General features: G+C 41.9%; 12 protein-coding genes. 8 read left to right on the top strand and 4 right to left on the bottom strand.

The annotated features are described in order from the left end of the window. On the top strand, positions 1-954 hold the full coding sequence (locus ACXAG7_RS15325) for an AAA family ATPase (protein WP_408044344.1): 954 nt from the start codon (positions 1-3) through the stop codon (positions 952-954). An 18-nt stretch (positions 955-972) separates the two neighbouring features. Here the strand turns inward: ACXAG7_RS15325 and ACXAG7_RS15330 are convergent, their stop codons facing one another. After that, on the bottom strand, positions 973-2202 hold the full coding sequence (locus ACXAG7_RS15330) for a M24 family metallopeptidase (RefSeq protein ID WP_476667367.1): 1230 nt from the start codon (positions 2200-2202) through the stop codon (positions 973-975). A 2-nt stretch (positions 2203-2204) separates the two neighbouring features. Then, on the bottom strand, positions 2205-3536 hold the full coding sequence (locus ACXAG7_RS15335; protein ID WP_476667368.1) for a S28 family serine protease: 1332 nt from the start codon (positions 3534-3536) through the stop codon (positions 2205-2207). A gap of 138 nt (positions 3537-3674) precedes the next feature. Between ACXAG7_RS15335 and lhpI the strand changes: the two genes are divergently transcribed. Together lhpI and ACXAG7_RS15345 are read left to right on the top strand one after the other, a co-directional pair. Continuing rightward, complete coding sequence (lhpI, locus tag ACXAG7_RS15340; RefSeq protein WP_476667369.1) at positions 3675-4640, top strand: bifunctional Delta(1)-pyrroline-2-carboxylate/Delta(1)-piperideine-2-carboxylate reductase; 966 nt, start codon at positions 3675-3677, stop codon at positions 4638-4640. Further along, positions 4630-5700: a proline racemase family protein gene (locus ACXAG7_RS15345; RefSeq protein WP_476667370.1), complete on the top strand. Its 1071-nt coding sequence runs from the start codon at positions 4630-4632 to the stop codon at positions 5698-5700. The genes lhpI and ACXAG7_RS15345 overlap by 11 nt, the downstream gene beginning before the upstream one ends. A 93-nt stretch (positions 5701-5793) precedes the next feature. Here the strand turns inward: ACXAG7_RS15345 and ACXAG7_RS15350 are convergent, their stop codons facing one another. Further along, positions 5794-7329 carry a RagB/SusD family nutrient uptake outer membrane protein gene (locus ACXAG7_RS15350; RefSeq protein ID WP_408044339.1) on the bottom strand — a complete coding sequence of 512 codons (1536 nt, stop codon included), beginning with the start codon at positions 7327-7329 and terminating at the stop codon, positions 5794-5796. 17 nt (positions 7330-7346) lie between these two features. After that, positions 7347-10478, bottom strand: a complete 3132-nt coding sequence (locus tag ACXAG7_RS15355) for a SusC/RagA family TonB-linked outer membrane protein (protein ID WP_476667371.1) — start codon at positions 10476-10478, stop codon at positions 7347-7349. A gap of 180 nt (positions 10479-10658) precedes the next feature. Between ACXAG7_RS15355 and ACXAG7_RS15360 the strand changes: the two genes are divergently transcribed. Genes ACXAG7_RS15360 through ACXAG7_RS15380 form a run of 5 tightly spaced genes read left to right on the top strand, consistent with a single transcriptional unit; the run spans position 10659 to position 20718 of the window. Further along, entirely contained in the window at positions 10659-11657 is a 999-nt protein-coding gene (locus ACXAG7_RS15360) for a substrate-binding domain-containing protein (RefSeq protein WP_408044337.1), read from the top strand. Positions 11658-11685: 28 nt separating this feature from the next. Beyond that, positions 11686-12549: an aldose epimerase family protein gene (locus ACXAG7_RS15365; protein WP_476667372.1), complete on the top strand. Its 864-nt coding sequence runs from the start codon at positions 11686-11688 to the stop codon at positions 12547-12549. Continuing rightward, entirely contained in the window at positions 12542-14536 is a 1995-nt protein-coding gene (locus ACXAG7_RS15370; protein WP_476667373.1) for an MGH1-like glycoside hydrolase domain-containing protein, read from the top strand. The genes ACXAG7_RS15365 and ACXAG7_RS15370 overlap by 8 nt, the downstream gene beginning before the upstream one ends. Then, positions 14536-17568: an aminotransferase class III-fold pyridoxal phosphate-dependent enzyme gene (locus ACXAG7_RS15375; RefSeq protein ID WP_476667374.1), complete on the top strand. Its 3033-nt coding sequence runs from the start codon at positions 14536-14538 to the stop codon at positions 17566-17568. Before ACXAG7_RS15370 ends, ACXAG7_RS15375 begins: the two co-directional genes overlap by 1 nt. Positions 17569-17571: 3 nt before the next feature. Beyond that, the gene (locus ACXAG7_RS15380; protein ID WP_476667375.1) at positions 17572-20718 is read left to right on the top strand and encodes a glycoside hydrolase family 2 TIM barrel-domain containing protein; all 3147 of its coding nucleotides are present in this window, start codon (positions 17572-17574) and stop codon (positions 20716-20718) included. The last annotated feature ends 3 nt before the right edge of the window (positions 20719-20721 follow it).

Genomic DNA, 20721 nt, shown 5'->3' on the forward strand with positions numbered 1-20721 from the left:
ATGTCAGATGTTGCAGCAGTCGATGGACTGGTTACGAAATACGCGCAATTACAAAAAGAAATAGGTAAGGTGATTATCGGTCAGCAAGAAGCCGTTAATTTTACGTTGTTATCTGTATTTTGTGGTGGGCATTCCTTGCTTATCGGAGTTCCTGGATTGGCGAAAACCTTATTGGTAAATACCATTTCAAAAGCATTGGGGTTAGATTTTAAACGCATACAGTTTACACCTGACTTGATGCCTTCTGATATTTTAGGAAGTGAAATACTAGACGAAAAGCGTCAGTTTAAGTTTATAAAAGGACCTATTTTTTCAAACATAATTCTGGCTGATGAGATTAATAGAACACCGCCAAAAACGCAAGCAGCCTTGCTCGAAGCAATGCAAGAACGCTCGGTAACAGTGGCTGGAACACATTATCCGTTGGCACTGCCTTTTTATGTTTTGGCAACGCAAAATCCTATTGAGCAAGAAGGAACGTATCCGCTTCCGGAAGCACAGTTAGACCGATTTATGTTTTCTATTAACCTTGGCTATCCTAGTTTTGAAGAGGAAGTAGCCGTGGTGAAAAACACGACTTCCATAGCTAAGCAAGAGGTTAACTCTATATTTTCAGCAAAAGAAATCATGGCTATTCAGCAGCTAATTCGTAAAATACCCGTGGCCGATAACGTGGTAGAATACGCCGTGGGACTTGTTGGTAAAACGCGTCCAAACTCGGAACGAGCTACTGAAATGGTTACGAAATACTTAGATTGGGGAGCTGGGCCTAGAGCCTCTCAAAATTTAATTTTGGCAGCAAAAGCGCATGCAGCGGTGAACGGGAAGTACTCTCCAGATATGGAAGACGTACAAGCAGTGGCCATTCCGATTTTATCGCATAGAATTGTAAAAAATTACAAAGCAGAAGCCGAAGGTATTAGCTTAGAAAAAATAATCAAATCTTTATTTTAATATAAAAAAAGCTCAGTTTTACTGAGCTTTTTCATTTTCTAAAATCCCAAACGGATTTTCAATACTGTACATCGGTTCTGTAAACCATTTCGGTCCTGTTTCCGTCATGTATATGTGATCTTCGTGTCGTATACCAAATTCATTCGGGACGCATATCATAGGCTCATTGCTAAAACACATGCCTGCCGCGAGAGGGGTTTGGTCGTTTCTAACGATATAAGGCCATTCGTGAATGTCGAGGCCTATTCCGTGTCCTGTTCGATGGGGGAGTCCTGGGAGCTGGTATTCTGGTCCCAATTGGTGTGCCTCCAAGACGCTTCTGGCAGCTTTGTCAATATTCGAACAGGGAGCCCCGAGCTGAGCGGCATCAAAAGCAGCTTGTTGTGTTTGCTTTTCTATTTGCCAAATGCGCCTTTGTGCTTCATTGGGAGTCCCAAATACGTAGGTTCGTGTAATGTCAGAAATGTAGTCATGGAGTTGACAGCCGGTGTCGATAAGTACGACTTCATTTTCTTCTAGGGTTTTTGGAGATTTTACTCCGTGTGGAAAAGAACTGTCTTTTCCGAACAATACTATGCAAAAATACGAACCGCTTGGAATGCCGTATTTTTTGTGAGCAGCATCGATAAATGCAACGACCTCAGCGGTACTGATACCGATTCTTAAGATTCGAGCCGCCGCTTGTTGGACTGCCAAGGTAATATCCATGGCGCGCTGTATGATAGCCAGTTCATTGTCTGATTTGTACATACGACAGCCTGCGGTCACGGGTTTGGCATCCTTAAAGGTGTATGCAGCTCCTTCGAGTTGCAATCCATTACTGACAAAAAAAGGAGTTGTCTCGTCCAGCAACACAGTACCAGAAACGGAGTTGTGTTGACCTAATAGTTGAATAAATAGCTGGTATGGACTTTCGTGTTCTTCCCAACAGTGAACCGTACCTTCGAGTACCATAAAGTCGAGTAAGGTTCCTTTTTCGAAGGATGGAGCAATGTATTCCAGTTGGCCATCTGCGAATAGTAGGGCACCTACCATCCGCTCGCTGGGATGCCAATGCATACCTGTAAAGTAGTATAAGTTGGTACCAGCATGCAAGTACATGGCCGCTGCTCCTGATTGTTTTAGTAAGGCCGTCGCCTTCTTGAGTCGTTCCGCAAATTCCTTTTTTTGAATCGGGGTAATCCCCGTTGTCCATGGACTAATTTTGGCAAGCTCTTCCGCTGCCGTTGATCCGCCAATTCCTATCATTTCTATCGTGTTTGTTTTTTGTAGAGTGGGTGTATTTTGATGTCTTTGCCCAGCCAAGATTGTAAAGTAGCATAAATACTGTCTTGTGCTTCTGGGCTAAAATCTTTGATTCTTGTTTTATGGGTTCCTGTCGGCAGTACCATTTTTAAGGCGTTCAGTTGCGCATTGGGAACTGGGGCACAAGCTCCCCATGGGTCTAAGCCCCCGTAAATATAGAGGATGTGATTTCCGCGTTGTTCTACGTAGTCACGAACCTTTTTAATATAGTTTGGATTGTAATTGAGTGCTGCGTTTTTTGGAGCAAACCTGCTGTTTGAACTACTCGTGACTTCAGTTAACAAATCAGCAACAGGAGTGAGGTCAAAACCGTAGTACCCTAATTCTCTCAGATGCTGATAAAAAGAGGGCAAATAACGCTCATAACCAGCATCGCTGTAAAATCCAATACCTACCACTTCGTGTACGAAGTTAACTAAAGTTTCGGTCGTAGCACCTTTTTGGGGTAAGGCAGTGCAATTGCCATTCCATTGCCAAAAGGAGAACGGAAATTCTAGTACAGCATATTCTAAGGCTTCTGCTGGCCTCACTTCCGTGAAGGACAACTTTTCTGTTGTCGCAATTTTATGGAAGCTTAGTAACGCTTGTTTTTTGTCGCGTAAAATAGCTCTTTGAATGTCTCGAATTCGCTGACGACAGCTCGCCTCACCAACGCTGTTAATATGCGTATTGGGGCGCGGATCTTCTACGCCGTTGATTAGAGGTGCGACATAAGGAACGGCAACGTCTACGTCATCGGGGTACTTACTTTTGTAAATCATCGTAGTTTCTCCTCCTTTGCTAATTCCGGTACTCAGCCATTCGCCACGGTATATCTTTTTTAGCTTTTCTACGATAAAATGATAATCTTCTACAGCGTTGTCATTTGTTAAATAGGTCCAAGGTATTGGGTTTGGACGTGAACTTCCGTACATGCGGTACTCTACGATTATTTGATTCGACTGTAGTAGGGTACTCAACTCCGTTTTTCTCGGATACGATGCATATCCGTCAGTAACCAATACGGTAGGCGCATTCACATCGACATGAGAAAGGTATAGTGTGTGTTTAAAACTTCCGGACTCGGGGTGTTTAGGATCTAAAGGGCTATCGTATTGAATTCGGAAGGAGTTTTTAAAATGACCTTTGCTCGGGATGCTGTCAATTTGAGCATTCGGAAATAGGTTTTGAATTTCGTCTTTAATAGTGATTGGTTTGGAGTTGTCGGTGTTTTTCTTGCAAGAAACACCGAAACTGATACATAGCAATAAGAGTAGCGCACGCGACAGTAATTTCATAAATCAGTGAATTTTAGAGTCTAAAAATACAGGCTCTGCTAGAGAACGAATAGGATTAAATTATCCATAGCTAATAGTATATTATTCGTTATCGGGTAGTATTGAATTAGTTTAGGGATTATTGGTTAATTTTATCGTATGAATGAAATAGTTCAAATTCCCGAAGAATTTATAGAAAAAACAACCGACTTTAAGTCGTTGATTCAGTGTTTGAAAGAAGCGTTTAGAAAGAATGTGACAACCGTTCCAATGCGTCATCATCACGATTTTCCAAATCCAGAAGTAGGAGAAGATTCAACATTATTGTTAATGCCAGCATGGAATCCGAGTGAAGATGCTGGGGTGAAAATTGTAACCGTGAGTCCGGCCAATGGTCAATTTGATTTACCAGCTATTCAAGGTACTTATATCTACCTAGATGCAACTACAGGAAGTATTAAAGCCCTATTAGAGGCTAAGAGTTTGACGGCCAAAAGAACCGCCGCAGCTTCTGCGTTAGCCTCAAGTTTTTTGTCCAGAAAAGATGCCGATTCCTTATTGATGTTAGGTACGGGCGCACTGAGTGCTAGTTTGATTACGGCGCACTGTGCTGTACGTCCAATTACGAAAGTTTATGTTTGGGGCAGATCATTAGCAAAGGCACAAAAGGTAGTTGACACCCTTTGCTTACCTAAACATATCAGGGTGGAAGCGGTAACAGAATACCGTTCATTAGTTTCAGAAGTGGCCATTATTTCCTGTGCAACCTTATCAAAACTTCCTTTGGTATTTGGTTGTGATTTGGTACCTGGACAGCATATTGATTTGGTAGGGGCCTATAAAAAGGACATGAGAGAAGCGGACGATGAGGCGGTGCAAAAAGCCCGTGTTTTTGTCGATACTTTTCAAGGAGGACTCAAAGAAAGCGGAGATATCGTGCTGCCGTTGTCAACTGGAGTTTTGCAAAGAGAAGAGGTGCTAGCGGATCTTTTTGAACTTTGCGGCAAAGGACATCAGGGACGAGAAACAACTGCGGAAATAACTTTATTTAAATCTGTCGGTCACGCGCTTGAAGACGTGTCGGCAGCAGCTTATTATTATGGAAAGTACACAAATGAAAAATAAAACCTATCAGAGAATTAGGAATGCTAAGTCGACAACCTTTCCCGACAGTTGGCTACAGATAGAAACGATAGATATGCATACTGGCGGTGAGCCATTGCGAGTAATTTTAAATGGATTTCCAGAACTGAAAGGAAATTCGGTATTGGAATACAGAAACTACTGTAAGGAAAACTGGGATCACTTGAGAACGGCTTTGATGTTCGAACCGAGAGGACACGCTGACATGTACGGTTGTATTTTGGTGCCAGCCAATGATGACGAAGGGGATTTTGGAATTTTGTTTTTGCATAACGAAGGCTACTCTACCATGTGTGGGCATGCCATCATTGCCATTTCTACGCTGGCTGTTCAGCAGGAGTGGATTGATGTAAAAGAAGGAGAAAATACCTTAAAAATTGATGCGCCATGCGGGAGAATACTATCGTATGTCGACGTGGAAAAAGGAGAGGTACAAGGAGTGCGATTTCACTGTGTACCGAGTTTTGTTGTGGGGCTTGACAAGCAGGTTACCGTACCTGGCCTAGGTACCGTGCGTTATGATTTGGCTTATGGAGGTGCATTTTATGCCTATGTAGATTTGGCGAAGCACAATTTTAATTTCGATCTAACAGAAGCCTCTTATAGAACTTTGATACAAACAGGGATGGATATTAAACAGGCCGTAATGTCGCAAGACGAGGATGTGGTGCATCCGTTTGAAGGAGATTTAAGTTTCTTATACGGGACAATTTTTATCGACAATACGAAACAAGCATCGGGTGCTGATAGCAGGAATGTATGCATTTTCGCGGAAGGAGAGGTAGATCGTTGTCCTACTGGTTCAGGAGTTTCAGGTCGAATGGCTATTCATCATCAAAGAAAAGAACTTCGTATCGGAGACTCGATGCGCATCGAAAGTATTACCGGATCAGTATTTAAAGGAGCTGTAGTTCGAGAAGAAGATTACGGTCCGTTTACAGCGGTGATTCCAGAGGTTACGGGTACCGCACATATTACGGGGAAACACTGTTTTGTGATAGACCCTGCAGACCCGATGAAAAACGGGTTCATTTTGCGTTAGTGCTTGGGGGCAAAGTACTACGAAAGAAAGGAAAAGGAGGATACCATAAGGCATCCTCCTTTTTTAACTAACAAATTTAAATACCCTCTTACGTTAGTTAATGTTATTGTTGTTGTTGATTTCAGATAGCGGAACAGGTAAGTACGCGTGTTCTGATGCTTTGAAATTAGTTCTTCCTGCGGCTTGCATAGCCTGATCTAGCATGCCCCAACGTCTTAAATCAAAGAAACGAACAGATTCCAAGGTGAGTTCCATAGTTCGTTCGTGAATCAGTTGCTTTTTAACATCTGTTTGCGAACTCACTGTAATAGCAGGCATTAATCCATGAGTAGCTCTCACTTGATTGATGATCGGAATGGCCTGCGCTGTCGCTCCAGTTTCATTTAATGCTTCGGCATACATAAGCAATACGTCAGCATAGCGCATCAAAGTTACATTGAGACCGATGTAAGAATTATTCCATACGTAATTCGGTAGCCATTTTCTGTAGTACACCTTGTTTGCGTTGGTATTTCCATATTGCCAGTTCATTAATTGATCCCAGGTATATCCTTGCATGCGTGGGGTGGCGCTGTCGTTGAAATAGGGATCTCTAAAGTAAATACTCCCATAAAGGCGGTTGTCGTACAGTCCGTTCGTGGCAATCATACCTTCAGACTTCATAGTGGTTTCTAAAGCTTTTGTCGCTTCAATACCTCCCCATCCACCAATAGACCAGTCTCCTATAAAAGCGTGTAATCGGGTAGCATTCCAAGAGGTTGCATCTCCAGTTTTGAACTGTAATTCGAAAATTGACTCCGGGTTGTTTTCGTTCTCGCCGTTGAACAGACTTGAATAATTACTAACGAGGTTGTAAGCTCCGGTAGTACCGTTGATTACAGGTTTAAAGGCGTCGATGGCATTTTGATAATCGCTTGCGTCCGATGCACTAGGATCTCCAGCTTTGTAAAGATAGGCTTTACCGAGGTAGGCTTGTGCCGCCCCAATCGTGGCTCGTCCAGCTTCCGTGTTGCCTTTTGTTTTCAACATGCCACTGGCCGTTTTAAAATCATCGATGACAGCCTGCCAAGCTTCTCTTCGTGAAGCCAGTGCTTTGTCGAGCGTTTGGTCAGAAATGATTTCCTTTCTTACAATGATATTCTTGTAAAGGGTAAGGAGTTTAAAATGGTAATAGCCACGTAAAAAAGTAGCCTCTCCTATAATTTGACGTTTGTCAGCATCCGAAATTTGATCGGCAGTCATGGCACCCACTTTGGTGATTACCTGGTTCGCAAAATTGATTCCTTTGTAATTTGTGGTCCACAAAACATTCACAAAGGTATGACCGTTGTTGTAATTAAAATTGAAAATAGACATCCAGTGTGCGTAGTTAGAAGCGTCTGGCCCTGGTAAGGAATAGTCTGAACGGAAGTATTCAACCACGGGTCTTCCTTCTTGCCAACCATTCCAGAAATTACTTCTCGATTCTAATTCTGCATAGGTAGCTGTCAATCCTGCTTGTGCGTCTTCAACGTTCCTCCAATACGATTCAGAGGTTAGCTGATCTGGTGATTGTTGTTCTAAAAACTCGTTGTCATTACAAGCAATCAAACCGAGTCCTAAAACGAGTATACTGATAATTTTTTTCATGATAGTAGATGTTTTGGTTAAAATTGAAGTTGAACACCGAGGATGACAGATTTGTATTGTGGATACAAGGTTCGGTCGATACCTCTCGATAAGATAGATCCCGCAACTTCTGGATCTAAACCACTGTAATTAGTAAACGTAAACAAGTTTTGTCCGGTAACGAAAAAGCGGAGCTTGTGCATGTTGAGCTTTTCAATTACGTTTTTAGGAAGTGTATATCCTAGTTGGATGGTTTTGATTCGCAAATAGCTTCCGTCTTCTAAAAAACGGGTAGAAGCACGGTTATTCCCATTGGGGTCTCCTAAAACGGCTCTTGGTATGTCGGTTTGCGTATTGCTTGGGGTCCAAGCGTTCAACGTACTCGTTTCAAAGTTCCTTCCGGTATCCATTCCTATAGATTGGAAGCGATTTCCGTTGTAGATTTTGTTTCCTCCAACCCCTTGAAAGAAGATGTTGAAATCAATCCCTCTATAGTCAGCAGATAAGTTTAAACTGTATTCGTAGGCAGGTAAAGCACTCCCTTGATAGATAGCATCTTCATTATCGAGTACACCATCACCGTTTTGGTCTATAAAGCGAATATCTCCCGGTTTAGCATTGGGTTGTAGGGTTCCTGCAGGATCGTGTGCGTCAATTTCAGCTTGTGATTGGAAAATGCCGTCTGCTACTGGTAAAAAGTAGGCTCCAGGTTCGTAACCTACCTGAGTTTGGTTAACAAAGTGATCTGCTCCAAACAACAATCCAGCTCCTTTGAGAACTTGGTCAGTTCTTCCGAGCTTTGTAACTTCACTGTTCAGGGTAGTGAAGGTTGCAAAAGACGAAAAGTTTAACTCGCCAAAACTATGGGTATACCCCAATTCAAATTCGATTCCTTTGTTCACAAATTCACCGACGTTGACAACGGGGTTGCGAACCCCACTCGAAGGGGCAACTTCTTTGACAATGAGTAAGTCTTTCGTTCTCGTGTGGTAGTAGTTAATAGATCCCTTCAGTTTATTATTTAACATAGCGTAGTCCAATCCAATATTTGATGAAATACTCGTTTCCCATTTTAAATCTGGATTTTCTAAATCACGTGCAATTCCTCCAGTATAAGCTGTTTGAGGATTTCCAAAAATATATCCTCCGTTGTTCTGGTTAGATCCTTGAGTAATTAAGGCTTGGTAAGAGTAATAACCGAGTGCACTGTCGTTTCCTGCTTGCCCCCAGCTATAGCGCAGTTTTAAGAAATCAAACCACTGTTGATCGCGCATAAATTGTTCTTCGGTAATTTTCCATCCTAAAGCGAATGAAGGGAATACTCCGTATTGGTTGTTTTTTCCAAATTTTGAACTTCCGTCTCTACGAACACTTGCTTGTACCAAGTATTTATCTGCGTAGGCGTAGTTGAGACGTCCAAATTGCGATACGAGGCTATAGGCAGCACGAGTTCCACTTCCTGAAAAAGTCGCTTTGGCATCGCGAAATGCATTCAAGGTGTTGAAATTTTCATCCAAAAGCGCTACTGGCTCTTTGTCGTCTAAATCACCATTGCCGTCTAAATCCGTTTCAGAAAGTTTCCAACCTTCTGCTTGGACGTAATTTTCTTGAAATGGTTCACTGATTCGTTGGTATCCTGCAAGTAATTCAACATTGTGCTGGCCAATATCGAACTTGTAGTTGAGGGTGTATTCTTGATTGAGTCTCCTAAAATCGCTGTTGTACTCCGAAATAAAGTGATATTTGTTTTGTTCGTTGTCATCGTTGTCTCTCACTCGAAATGGTTTGTGGTATCGATAGGTGAAATTCGCAAGGTTTGAGATACTGTAATTAGCACCAACCTTTAAGTTCGGTAGAAGCTCGTATTTGAGGCCGACATTTCCTATAAAGTATTTTAATTTCGTATGTCCTTGGCGGAAAAAATCATCACCTACTGGATTTCTGTGATCAGGTAAGTCACCATTTCTATAACCAAATCCCGAAGGTTTACTGGCATCTCTTACAGGGATGAGTGGTGATATTTGAAAAGTTTCACGCAGTGAAAACTGGTAGTTTTCTCTGTAGGTTTCCGCGTAGTTTAAAGCTCCTGTGATCTGAAGCTTGTCAGCGGTGAAGTTGGCGTTGGCAAAAAGACCGCGTTTTTGAAATCCAGAACCAATTAACAATCCTGTTTCGTTTGCGTAATTACCTCCTAGAGTGAAATTCAAGTTGTCAGATGCGCCACTGATGCGAGCATTTAACAAGTGCAATTCCCCGTCTCTATGAGTTTCATTGATCCAGTTGGTATTGACGGCCGGAGGATTCGTGATGTAGTTTTTAAGAGTCGCTCCTGCATTTTCATACATTTGCCTGTGCACGTTTACGTAGCCATTGGCATCGAGTAACTCAAGTTTTTTTCGTTGGGTGTTAAAACTGTACGATTGTTCAATGTCTACGCGGATGCGTCCTTTTTTCCCTTTTTTAGTAGTGATGATCACAACTCCATTGGCAGCGCGCGTTCCGTAGATTGCAGCTGAAGCCGCATCTTTTAAAACTTCGATAGATTCGATATTGTTCGAATCGATAAAATAGGGGTCAGCTTGAACGCCATCGACGATAAATAGTGGGCGGTTGCTACCAAAACTTCCTACCCCTCTAATAAGAATATCAGCAACACCCCCTGGAGTTCCTGATGACGAAGTAACGGTAACTCCAGCTACACGCCCTTGCAGGGCATCGGTGGGGTTGGTCGTTACTACCTTCGTTAATTCTTTGGCTTTGACTTGTCCTACGGCTCCTGTAACATCACTCTTTTTCTGGCTACCATATCCGATAAGGACAACCTCTTCCAATACTTGTGCATCCTCTATAAGTGTTACGTTTAAACTCGCTTGGCCAACATAAGTGATTTCTTTTGGTTTAAAACCAATATATTCAAATAAGAGTATTTGGTTTTCAGTAATTTGAATGGTGAAATTTCCATCCAAATCAGCTTCAGTTCCTTTGGTCGTTCCTTTGATAATTACGGTAGCACCTGGTAGTGGTTCTCCGTCATTTGCGCGAATCGTTCCTTTCAACGTCCGTCCTTGTCCGAATGTGAATTGAGTTAAAAACGCTAAAAAACAGACCAGTAGGGTGGATTTTGCCTTTTTTGCGATTTTTTGATTTGTTCTGTGTTGTTTTTGTTTCATGTCGTTAATCGTGGATTAAATGGTGAATTTTTGTAATACCCCCTTGTAAATGGTGAGTTTTTCTCTTTCTTTTTCAGCTTTTTAATAGTGGACCCCCGGGCTAATATAAATGAACTATAAATAAAAAAGCAACTAGTACCTACCAGTTTGTTTTTTAAAAAGAAATCCTATATTTGTGATATGAGTATCATTGAAGTAAGGAAAGAAATAGGCGTACCTAAGTACAAGCAAATCATTAGTTCTATTGAGAAAGCCATCACTTTTAAACAACTAAAATTGGGAGATAAACTACCTTCCATAAATAGTATTCGAAATAAGTTTGGGTTGTCGAGAGATACGGTTTTGCTCGCCTATAACGATTTAAAGGTTCGCGGAATTATCCAGTCGATTCCAGGGAAAGGATATTACGTAAACAGTGAGAGTGTCCACATCACTCAAAAGGTGTTTCTGTTATTTGATGAATTGAATGCCTTTAAGGAAGATTTATACAATGCCTTTTTGGAGAGTCTCGGTGAAAATATAGAGGTGGATATATATTTCCATCATTTCAATTATGAGGTGTTTAAGAAATTGATTTACGACAATATAGGAAAGTATAATTTTTATGTGATCATGCCAGCGAAGTTGCGCGGTATTGCGCACGTATTGGAGAAAATTCCTGGAGATAAGGTTTTTTTACTTGACCAAGTGAGTGAAGAGTTGAAAAATTACCCAGCGGTATTTCAGCCATTTGAGAAAGATATGTTTCAAGGGCTCATGGCTGGGTTGGAATTGATTAAGAAGTACGATCGCCTCGTTTTTTTGTTTGAGGATGATAAACAGCCTGATGGATTTTTGAGAGGCTTTGAAAAATTCTGCAGTATGAATCGGGTGTCGGGTATAGAGGTAGCGGATATTGAAGATTTCGATTTAAGTCAAGGGGATGCCATTATTATTCCGGACGATCGAAACCTCATCCGAATCATTAAAAAGATCAAAGAACGAAAAATGAAAATAGGAAGAGACGTCGGGATTATTTGTTATAACGATACCTTGCTTAAGGAGATTGTAGAAGATGGAATAACGACAATTTCAACTGATTTTAGAGAAATGGGGCGTCAGTTAGCCAAAATGTTATTAACTGGTTCACGAGAACAGATAGAGAATCCGAACAGCTTAATTATTAGAAATTCATTATAATACGAACACTTTGGACAAAACCACAAAAATGAAGGATGAAGTAGTGTTTTCTTTCGAGAATGCTACTGCGCGAGTTTCCGTTGTAAAGGGGGGCGCTTTAACATCTTTACACCTCGCAGGACGCGAGGTGATAGGAGATTTTTCTGAGGAAATTCCCTACGAGTTATCCTATGCATCTGCGGTATTGTTTCCGTTTGCCAACAGGATTGTCGATGGGAGGTATACCTTTGACAATCGAGAACTGTATTTGAAGAAAAATTCGGTGAACCAATCCGATGCTATACACGGATTGTTGTACGACAAGACCTTTTACGTGGAGTCATTAGTGACAGGCACAGCAAACACTCGTTTGGTGCTGCGTTATGAGCAGCACACTAAATTAGCGGGGTTTCCATTTGCGTTTGAGGTACGTTTAACATATACCTTGTTTTCAGATCGTTTAGCACTAGCCGTAGAAGTTGTGAATACCGATGAGGAGAGCTTCCCGTTTTCTATCGGATGGCACCCTTATTTTACTTCTGACAACAGGGCGTTGAGTATTTTGGAAATTGATGCTGACAAAGAAGTAGTACACGATGATAATATGGTTCCTATAGCCATAGCGGAGAACAGCTTGCCAAAGCGTATTTTAATAAGTGAGCAGCGCTTTGATCATTGTTTTGTGATGAATGCGCCAGAAGTTAAGTATACAACACCATCGCATACTTTAGAAGTATCATCGTCATATCCTAATTCCTATTTTCAGGTATACACTCCAGAAAAGAGTAATAACATCGCCATAGAGCCAGTGACGGCTCCAGCAAATAGTTTTAATAATCATATTGGATTGCAAACCTTAGCCCCCGATGAAGTGTTTCATATCCAGTGGCAAATTCGTGTAAAAGATGAATAAAATTGTAGTGTATAGTGCACTCTTCCTAATATTAGGAATGGGGTGTGCACCGAAACCAACCGAAGAACGCTCGCAAAAAACACCGACATTGGAAAATGTGTTGGATTATCGGGTTACTCCAAAGGATAAATTTGATAAATCTGGATTGATGTTTTCAGATCAGGGAGCCTGGTTTGCAAGTAGCTTTCACAAAGAGGCCGGTGAATCTTTTGGTTTTTCAGGCCCGTTTTTAATGACCCAAGAAAACGGCGTTTGGTTGGCAACATCCTTTGTGAGTTTTTCATTTCCTAACACAGAAACAGTACAAGGGCCGTATAACATGCGTCAAAAATCGTATGCGAGCCACTTGGAACAAGATTTTTTGTTGGCCTCAGGTATTCGAGCAAGTTTAAAACTCCTATATGCCAATTCGGGAAGTTCACTTATTTGTTTGACTTTAGAGAACACTTCTGAGAAGGATTTTTCGGAAGAGTTGGTAGTAGGGAATAGTCCAATAGTAGCAGCCGGAATCCATTTGGAAACAGCGGATAATGAACTCCATGTGTTTTCGAAACATTCAAAAGCAGTAGGGAAACTTCGCTTTCCTTCAGCGTTTGAGCTGTCAGCTGACAGTACGAGTTACAAGGCAGTTGCCTCAGTAAATTTACCTGTTGGGCAGCGATTGCAATACGTGATTGCGCAGCAGTTTGAGTTTGGGAATAGCCCTGAGTTACCCCTTGACTTAAGTCCTTTGAATTTTAACAGACTTCTCACCGAAAGAGTGGAAGAAAAGGCGGCGATTCAACGTACATTGGTCAACAACCTCCGCACTGAATTTACCGATACTATTTATCAATCTTTGGTACAAAAAGCAGTACTCACCTTGCAAAATAATTGGCGTGTTCCTGCCGGAGAAATAAAACATGAAGGCCTGTTTCCAAGTTATCATTACAAATGGTTTCACGGTTTTTGGGCTTGGGATTCGTGGAAGCACGCGGTTGGATTGGCCTATTACGATACCCGATTGGCCAAAGAACAAATAGCGTTGATGTTCGATTTTCAGGAAGAAAATGGATTTATTCCAGATTGTTTATTCCGTGATACCACTATAGAAAAACACAATTATCGCGATACCAAGCCTCCACTGGCAGCTTGGGCCGTGTACGAAGTCTACAAACGGGATGGAGATAAGAGCTTTTTGGAACAAATGTATCCTAAATTGTTGAAGTACCATCAATGGTGGTATGCGGATAGAGACCACGATGCTGATGGACTTTGTGAATACGGATCAACAGATGGAAGTTTGGTCGCGGCAAAATGGGAAAGCGGTATGGACAATGCCATACGATTTGATGGGACAGAAATGTTGAGAAATTCGGAAAAGGCCTATTCGATGAATCAGGAATCAGTGGATTTAAACGCTTTTTTATACGCGGAGAAAATGTACTTACTTGAACTGGCAGAAGCCTTAGGGAAAGAGTCAGAGGTTTCTAGGTTGTTTGCCGAAGCACAAGTATTAAAAAATCAAATTAGAACTCAATTTTTCGATGCAGAGGAAGGCTGGTTTTACGATACGACACTCGATGGAAAGAAGTTTATCAAAGGAGAGGGAAGTGAAGGCTGGCTACCGCTTTGGGCAAAGGTTGCAACGGAGGATCAAGCGGCAAAGGTCAAGTTGAAAATGTTGAATCCAGATAAATTTTATACGCGTGTGCCGTTTCAAACCATGAGCGCTGATCACAAAAAATTCAACCCCTTAAAGGGATATTGGAGAGGACCCAATTGGTTAGATCAAGCTTTTTTTGCCATACGCGGATTGCGCAATTACGGTTTTGAACAAGAAGCCGATGCCGCGCTCGTTAAACTGTTAAACGGGGCAAACGGAATGCTGGAAAAAGGTCCTTCTATCAGAGAAAACTACCACCCGATTACTGGAGCGGGATTAAATGCAAAGAACTTTAGTTGGAGTGCAGCACACGTACTCATGATGCTACAAAAAGAAGAATAATGGATTACGCAGCAATTAAAATAACCACGGCGCAAGCAGAGGAAATCTTGGCGTCAAATTACGGAATTACAGGAATTGCAAAAGAGCTTCCTGGAGAATTGGACTTCAATTTTAGAATTGATGTATCGGGTAGCCCCTCCTACATAGTAAAAGTATCTCGCCCAGATGCAGATGTGGCGTATATCGAGTACCAACAAGCCTTACTTCGACACGTTGGAACACAGCTAGAAACGAGCCCGAGAATTTTGAGAGATAAAAAAGGGAATTCCCTGGTTCGTATTAAGGATGAACAGGGCGAAGAACGACTCGTTCGAGTATTGACCTGGGTTGCAGGGAGAATGTGGAGTGAGGTAAATCCTGTTAGTAATGGTTTGTTGGGAAGCCTTGGAACCGAGGCAGCGCGGGTGATGATGGCATTGAAAGGATTTGATCATCCACAGGCCCATCGCGTTTTTGAATGGGATGTCGCCCAAGGCTTGTGGACGCAAGAACATTTGGAGCTGTTTAGCCAAGAAGATCGGGAAGTAATCGCCTATTTTCAAGGAGGATTTCAAAGCAATTGGGAGCACTATAACAAGTTGCCAAAATCGGTAGTCCACAATGATGCTAATGATAATAACGTGGTCGTTGAAGCGCGTATTCCGAGTGAAAAGGTTACGGCCATTATCGATTTTGGAGATGCTATATATACGCAGGTAATCAACGACGTCGCTATTGCAATTGCCTATGCAGTTATGGGCTTTGAGAATCCGTTACAGGCGTCGGCTCCCATAGTAAAGGCCTATCACGATGAGTATGGTTTTTCAGAAGAGGAGTTGAAGCATTTGTATTGGGCTGTTGCTATGCGCTTGGTAATTTCGGTGACTAAATCGGCAATGAACAAATTGAAAGAGCCTGACAATACGTACCTGTTAATCTCGGAAAAGCCCGCGTGGGAAGTACTGCGAAAATGGAAAGCGTTTGCTCCGGAGTTTGCAGAGTATTTCTTTAGAGCTACCTGTGAATACCCGGCCCATCCGAATGCGGATGAGTTTCGAGCTTGGGCAAAAACACAAACTATCAGTATCAGGGAACTCTTTCCTTCGCTTACTAGTGATAGTGTTTTTGAACTAGATTTAAGTGTTGAGAGCTTGTGGTTAGGAAATTATACTGAAAGTGATGATTTGAGTTTATTCGATTTCAAGTTGGCACAATTACAAAAGGAGATGCCTGAAAAAGTATTGGCAGGAGGATATTTGGAGGCGAGAAATTTATACACTTCAACAGCCTTTGACAGAATCGGTAATGAAGGAAGAGAATCGAGAAGTATCCATCTAGGCGTCGACTTTTGGCTTCCTGCAGAGACTCCGGTTCACACATTGTTCGATGCAGAAGTAGTTACGGTAGCTGATAATAATAGTTACAAGGAATACGGAGGTCTCGTTATTTTAAAACACCGCGTTGATTCGTGGGAGTTCTATACCTTGTACGGACATTTATCGCGCGCTAGTTTGACCCGAATTGCAGTAGGACAGCAATTGGCAAAAGGAGATCTTATTGGTTGGCTGGGGAACTCTGATGAAAACGGATCTTGGTCTCCACACTTGCACTTTCAGGTACTGCTGAGCACGCTCGGGTATGTCGATGATTTCCCCGGAGTTGCTTTTTATTCCGAACTTCCAGTATGGAGCTCAATTTGCCCAGACCCGAATTTACTATTTAAAAATCCAGGATTAGCACCTCCTGTTAGGGCAACGAATACAGACTTGTTAATCTATCGAAAAAATCACTTAGGAAAAGGCCTGAGCCTACAGTATAAGGTGCCTATTAAAATGGTGCGAGGACAAGGAGTTTATTTGATAGATCAATTTGCAAATAAATATATAGATACGGTAAATAATGTAGCCCATGTAGGGCACGAACACCCTAACGTAGTGAAGGCAGGGCAGGAGCAAATGGCTGTTTTAAATACAAACTCAAGGTATTTGCATCCGAATATTAATGAATTGGCTAAAGAACTCCTCGCTACCTTACCTCCTGAACTCAATGTACTGCATTTTGTCAATTCAGGGTCAGAGGCGAACGAACTCGCCATCAGAATGGTGAAAACGCATACAGGGCAACGAGATATTATTGCTTCAGAAGTAGGATATCACGGAAATGCCAATACTTGTATCGATATTTCTTCGTACAAGTTTGATGGGAAAGGGGGAGCAGGAGCCCCTGAACATACGCATATTATTCCTTTACCAGATACGTTTAGAGGGGTGTATACTGGGGCGGATGCCGCCGAAAAGTACGCGGAAGAAGTAGCCAATCAAGTTAAAAAAATAGCAGCCAAAGGACGCGGTGTCGGTGCCTTTATTATTGAACCAATTATTTCGTGTGGAGGACAAATAGAATTGCCAGAAGGTTTTTTAGGCCAAGCATATCAACATGTCAGAAAAGCGGGTGGTTTGTGTATTTCCGATGAGGTTCAAACCGGTTGTGGACGTATGGGAACTACTTATTGGGGCTTTCAGTTACACGGGGTGACTCCTGATATTGTGACCATAGGAAAGCCATTAGGAAATGGACATCCCTTAGCCGCCGTTGCCTGTACTCAAGAAGTCGCAGAAAGTTTTGCCAATGGCATGGAGTACTTTAATACCTTCGGAGGAAACCCTGTATCCTGTGCCATAGGAACTGCTGTATTAAAAGCAGTACGAACTGAAGGTTTAAAAGATAACGCTGCTGAAGTAGGTGGGTATTTGAAAAGAGCTCTGACAGCGTTAAGCTCAGAGTTTCCAATTATCGGAGAGGTTAGAGGACAAGGTCTCTTTTTAGGAATCGAGCTGGTCAATAAACAAAAGCATCCTTTGGCAGAAGAAGCCGCCTATCTAGCAAATCGCATGAAAGAGCACAAAATTTTAATGAGTACGGATGGACCAGATTACAATGTGCTTAAAATTAAACCTCCGTTAGTGTTTTCACAATCCAATGCGGATGAGTTATTGTATTATCTGAGAAAAATATTGCGAGAAGATGTTATGAATCGCTACAAAACAGCATAGCTTATGAAAATTACAAACATTGTTTTAGCTGCTGCTTGCGGACTTCTTTTTTCAAGGTGTCAATCACCGATGCCGGAAGTCCCTGAGCAACGCAATCATTTTAATCATGAAATTTTTGAAGAACACAAACTTCCGCCAAGAGCGAGTTTTTTTGCTTTTGAAGCGCAAAACCTCGACAAAAAAGAACAGTCTGAGCGGTTTATGAGTTTGAATGGCAATTGGAAGTTTCATTGGGTAAAGAGTCCCAAAAAACGACCAAAAAATTTTCATAATGTCGCCTTTGATGACAGTGATTGGAAAACCATACCGGTTCCCAGCAATTGGGAGGTTGAAGGATATGGGCACCCTATTTATCTCGACGAGCGATTTCCATTTACCACAAAGTGGCCGGAAGCACCAAAGGAATACAATCCAGTAGGGACCTACAGAAAAACCATCGACCTGAAAGAAGACTTTAGACAGGGGCGTGTAATACTTCATTTTGCAGGAGCCAAGTCGGCGATGTACGTGTATGTAAACGGACAATACGCGGGGTATTCCCAAGGATCTAAAACTCCCGCTGAGTTTGATATTACTGACTTAGTCCAAACAGGAAAAAACACCTTGGCCTTACAACTGTTTCGCTGGTCTGATGCCAGCTATCTCGAAAGTCAAGATATGTTGAGAATGAGCGGTATTGAGCGCGAAGTGTATTTGTATACGAGACCCAAAGTATTTGTAGAGGATGTCGGACTTACCTCGAGTTTGACGAATTCGTATGTGGATGGGGTTTTTAATGCAAGGGTAACTGTAAAAAACACGACCGCTGAATCCGTAAATAGAAACCTGACACTTACTCTAAAAGATGGGAATACTACGCTGTTTGAACACGGGGTTCAAGTTACCATTCCCGGAAATGCAGAGAAAAGTATTTCCGTTGATGACTTGGTTAACAAGGTACAACCGTGGTCAGCAGAGATTCCGAAATTATACGAGCTGGAGATTAAAAATGAAGCCTTAAAATCAGACAGTAAAACACCCGAGTATTTGAGGTTTTTCGTAGGTTTTAAAAGTGTAGAGATCAAAAATAGTCAACTACTAATTAACGGAAAAGCAGTTTATTTTAGAGGGGTTGATAGGCATGAGACAGACCCGTATACAGGGCATGTAGTTTCTCGTGCATCTATGGAACGAGATATTACCTTGATGAAAAGAAACAATATCAATGCAGTGCGTTCATCGCATTATCCGAATGATCCGTATTGGTTGTCGCTCTGTGATCGCTACGGATTATACGTAGTCGATGAGGCAAATATAGAAAGTCATCCCTTAGCCATAGATAAAACTACGCAAATAGGAAATGAATTGTCATGGTTACCAGCTCATTTGATGCGCACGCAACGCATGTACTTCCGAGATCGAAATCATCCGAGTATTTATGCTTGGTCACTGGGAAATGAGGCAGGTGAAGGAGCAATTTTTAAAAAGACCTACAGCTGGTTAAAAGAACAAGACCATCATCGCATAGTTCAATACGAACCGGCAGGACATGAAGCGTACACGGATGTCTATTGTCCTATGTATCCGAAACCGGAAACGCTCGAAGCGCATGGGAAATCGGGAGCAAAGAAGCCAGCGATCATGATTGAGTATGCCCACGCCATGGGGAATTCCGTTGGGAATTTACAAGATTATTGGACAATCATTGAGCGATATCCAAACTTGCAAGGTGGTTATATTTGGGACTGGGTAGATCAAAGTTTAGAATACAAGGATGACCGTGGAAATCCCTATTTGGCCTATGGACACGATTATCATCCGGATTTACCAACGGACGGGAATTTTTTAAACAATGGATTGGTTGACCCGTATCGCAATCCGCATCCGCACCTCTCAGAAGTTAAAAAAGTATACCAACCAGTTCAATTTAAGTACAAAGGAAAAGGAAAATTAGAAATTGCGAATAAGCATTTCTTTAAAGCGTTGCATCGAGTAAAATTGAATTATAAAGTTCTTAAAAATGGAGAAGTTATGCTCTCTGAAGAATTTGAAATGCCTGAAATAGCACCACAGCAATCGACAGTGGTGTTGTTGAAATCGATACCACAGTCCTTTGATAATGGAGAATACCTACTCAGGGTAGGAATGCATCAAACGCAAGCCACTGCACTAATTCCAGAGAATCACGAATGGGCTTGGGAGGAATTTTTGATTCACAAAGGGAAGAAGGTTGTTCAGCCTAAACTCACTGATGGAGAAACATTGAAACTTGACCATAAGGCAACAATCTATACGATGCATAACGAGGTGGTTACACTCAGTATCGACGATACAACTGGTGAAATTGAGGACTGGTCTTTTCAAGGAGTACAAATTACTGCTGCGGCCATCAAACCTAATTTCTGGAGACCTCCAACTGATAATGATTTAGGGAATGGTATGGATAAATGGGCAAGGATATGGCAAGAAGCCAGTTATCAATATACAGCACTATTGAAAGGAACTCCCAGCATAACAAAATCGGGGATAGAATTTCAGGTACAATACCGCATACCGAGCTCTTCAGCTCAATTAGTGGGGGTGTTTACCCTTAACAATTCAGGTGCACTGACTGTTAGATGGGATTATTCACCCTTAAAAGCTAAACTTCCTGCTATCCCTAGGTTGGGGATGTATTTGACTCTTTCCGACAAGTTCAAGAAACTAGCTTGGTACGGTAAAGGACCTGATGAATCGTATTGGGATAGAAAGTTAGGACAGAAAACAGGAACCTATGAAATGACTATAGTCGATGATTTTCATCGCTATGCACGACCGCAAGAAACAGGAAACAAAACGAATGTTCGTTGGGCTGCTGTAAAGTCGGATGAATTAACCATACTTGTGTCAAAAAACGAAGGGTACTTTAATACGAGTGCATGGCCGTTTTTGATGAAGGCATTGGATTTTAGCACAGAAGAAGCTGCGAGCTCGGCATCTGGCTTGGTACCTGTTACAAAAAAGCACGGAGCAGATATTCGCATTGATAATTGCGTGCAATGGAATATTGATTACGGACAAATGGGAGTAGGAGGTGATACTTCTTGGGGACGACGTGTTCATCCCGAATATACCCTGCCAGCGAATCGTAAGTACCGCTATACATTTACAATTGAACCTAAAAAACATTAAACT

This window comes from Tenacibaculum sp. AWR4_210, from assembly GCF_056160945.1.

Coding starts and splice junctions, on each gene's coding strand:
- ACXAG7_RS15325 (WP_408044344.1), top strand. CDS start 1: ATGTCAGATGTTGCAGCAGTCGATGGACTGGTTACGAAATACGCGCAA.
- lhpI (WP_476667369.1), top strand. CDS start 3,675: ATGAATGAAATAGTTCAAATTCCCGAAGAATTTATAGAAAAAACAACC.
- ACXAG7_RS15330 (WP_476667367.1), bottom strand. CDS start 2,202: ATGATAGGAATTGGCGGATCAACGGCAGCGGAAGAGCTTGCCAAAATT.
- ACXAG7_RS15335 (WP_476667368.1), bottom strand. CDS start 3,536: ATGAAATTACTGTCGCGTGCGCTACTCTTATTGCTATGTATCAGTTTC.
- ACXAG7_RS15365 (WP_476667372.1), top strand. CDS start 11,686: ATGAAGGATGAAGTAGTGTTTTCTTTCGAGAATGCTACTGCGCGAGTT.
- ACXAG7_RS15355 (WP_476667371.1), bottom strand. CDS start 10,478: ATGAAACAAAAACAACACAGAACAAATCAAAAAATCGCAAAAAAGGCA.
- ACXAG7_RS15360 (WP_408044337.1), top strand. CDS start 10,659: ATGAGTATCATTGAAGTAAGGAAAGAAATAGGCGTACCTAAGTACAAG.
- ACXAG7_RS15380 (WP_476667375.1), top strand. CDS start 17,572: ATGAAAATTACAAACATTGTTTTAGCTGCTGCTTGCGGACTTCTTTTT.
- ACXAG7_RS15375 (WP_476667374.1), top strand. CDS start 14,536: ATGGATTACGCAGCAATTAAAATAACCACGGCGCAAGCAGAGGAAATC.
- ACXAG7_RS15345 (WP_476667370.1), top strand. CDS start 4,630: ATGAAAAATAAAACCTATCAGAGAATTAGGAATGCTAAGTCGACAACC.
- ACXAG7_RS15350 (WP_408044339.1), bottom strand. CDS start 7,329: ATGAAAAAAATTATCAGTATACTCGTTTTAGGACTCGGTTTGATTGCT.
- ACXAG7_RS15370 (WP_476667373.1), top strand. CDS start 12,542: ATGAATAAAATTGTAGTGTATAGTGCACTCTTCCTAATATTAGGAATG.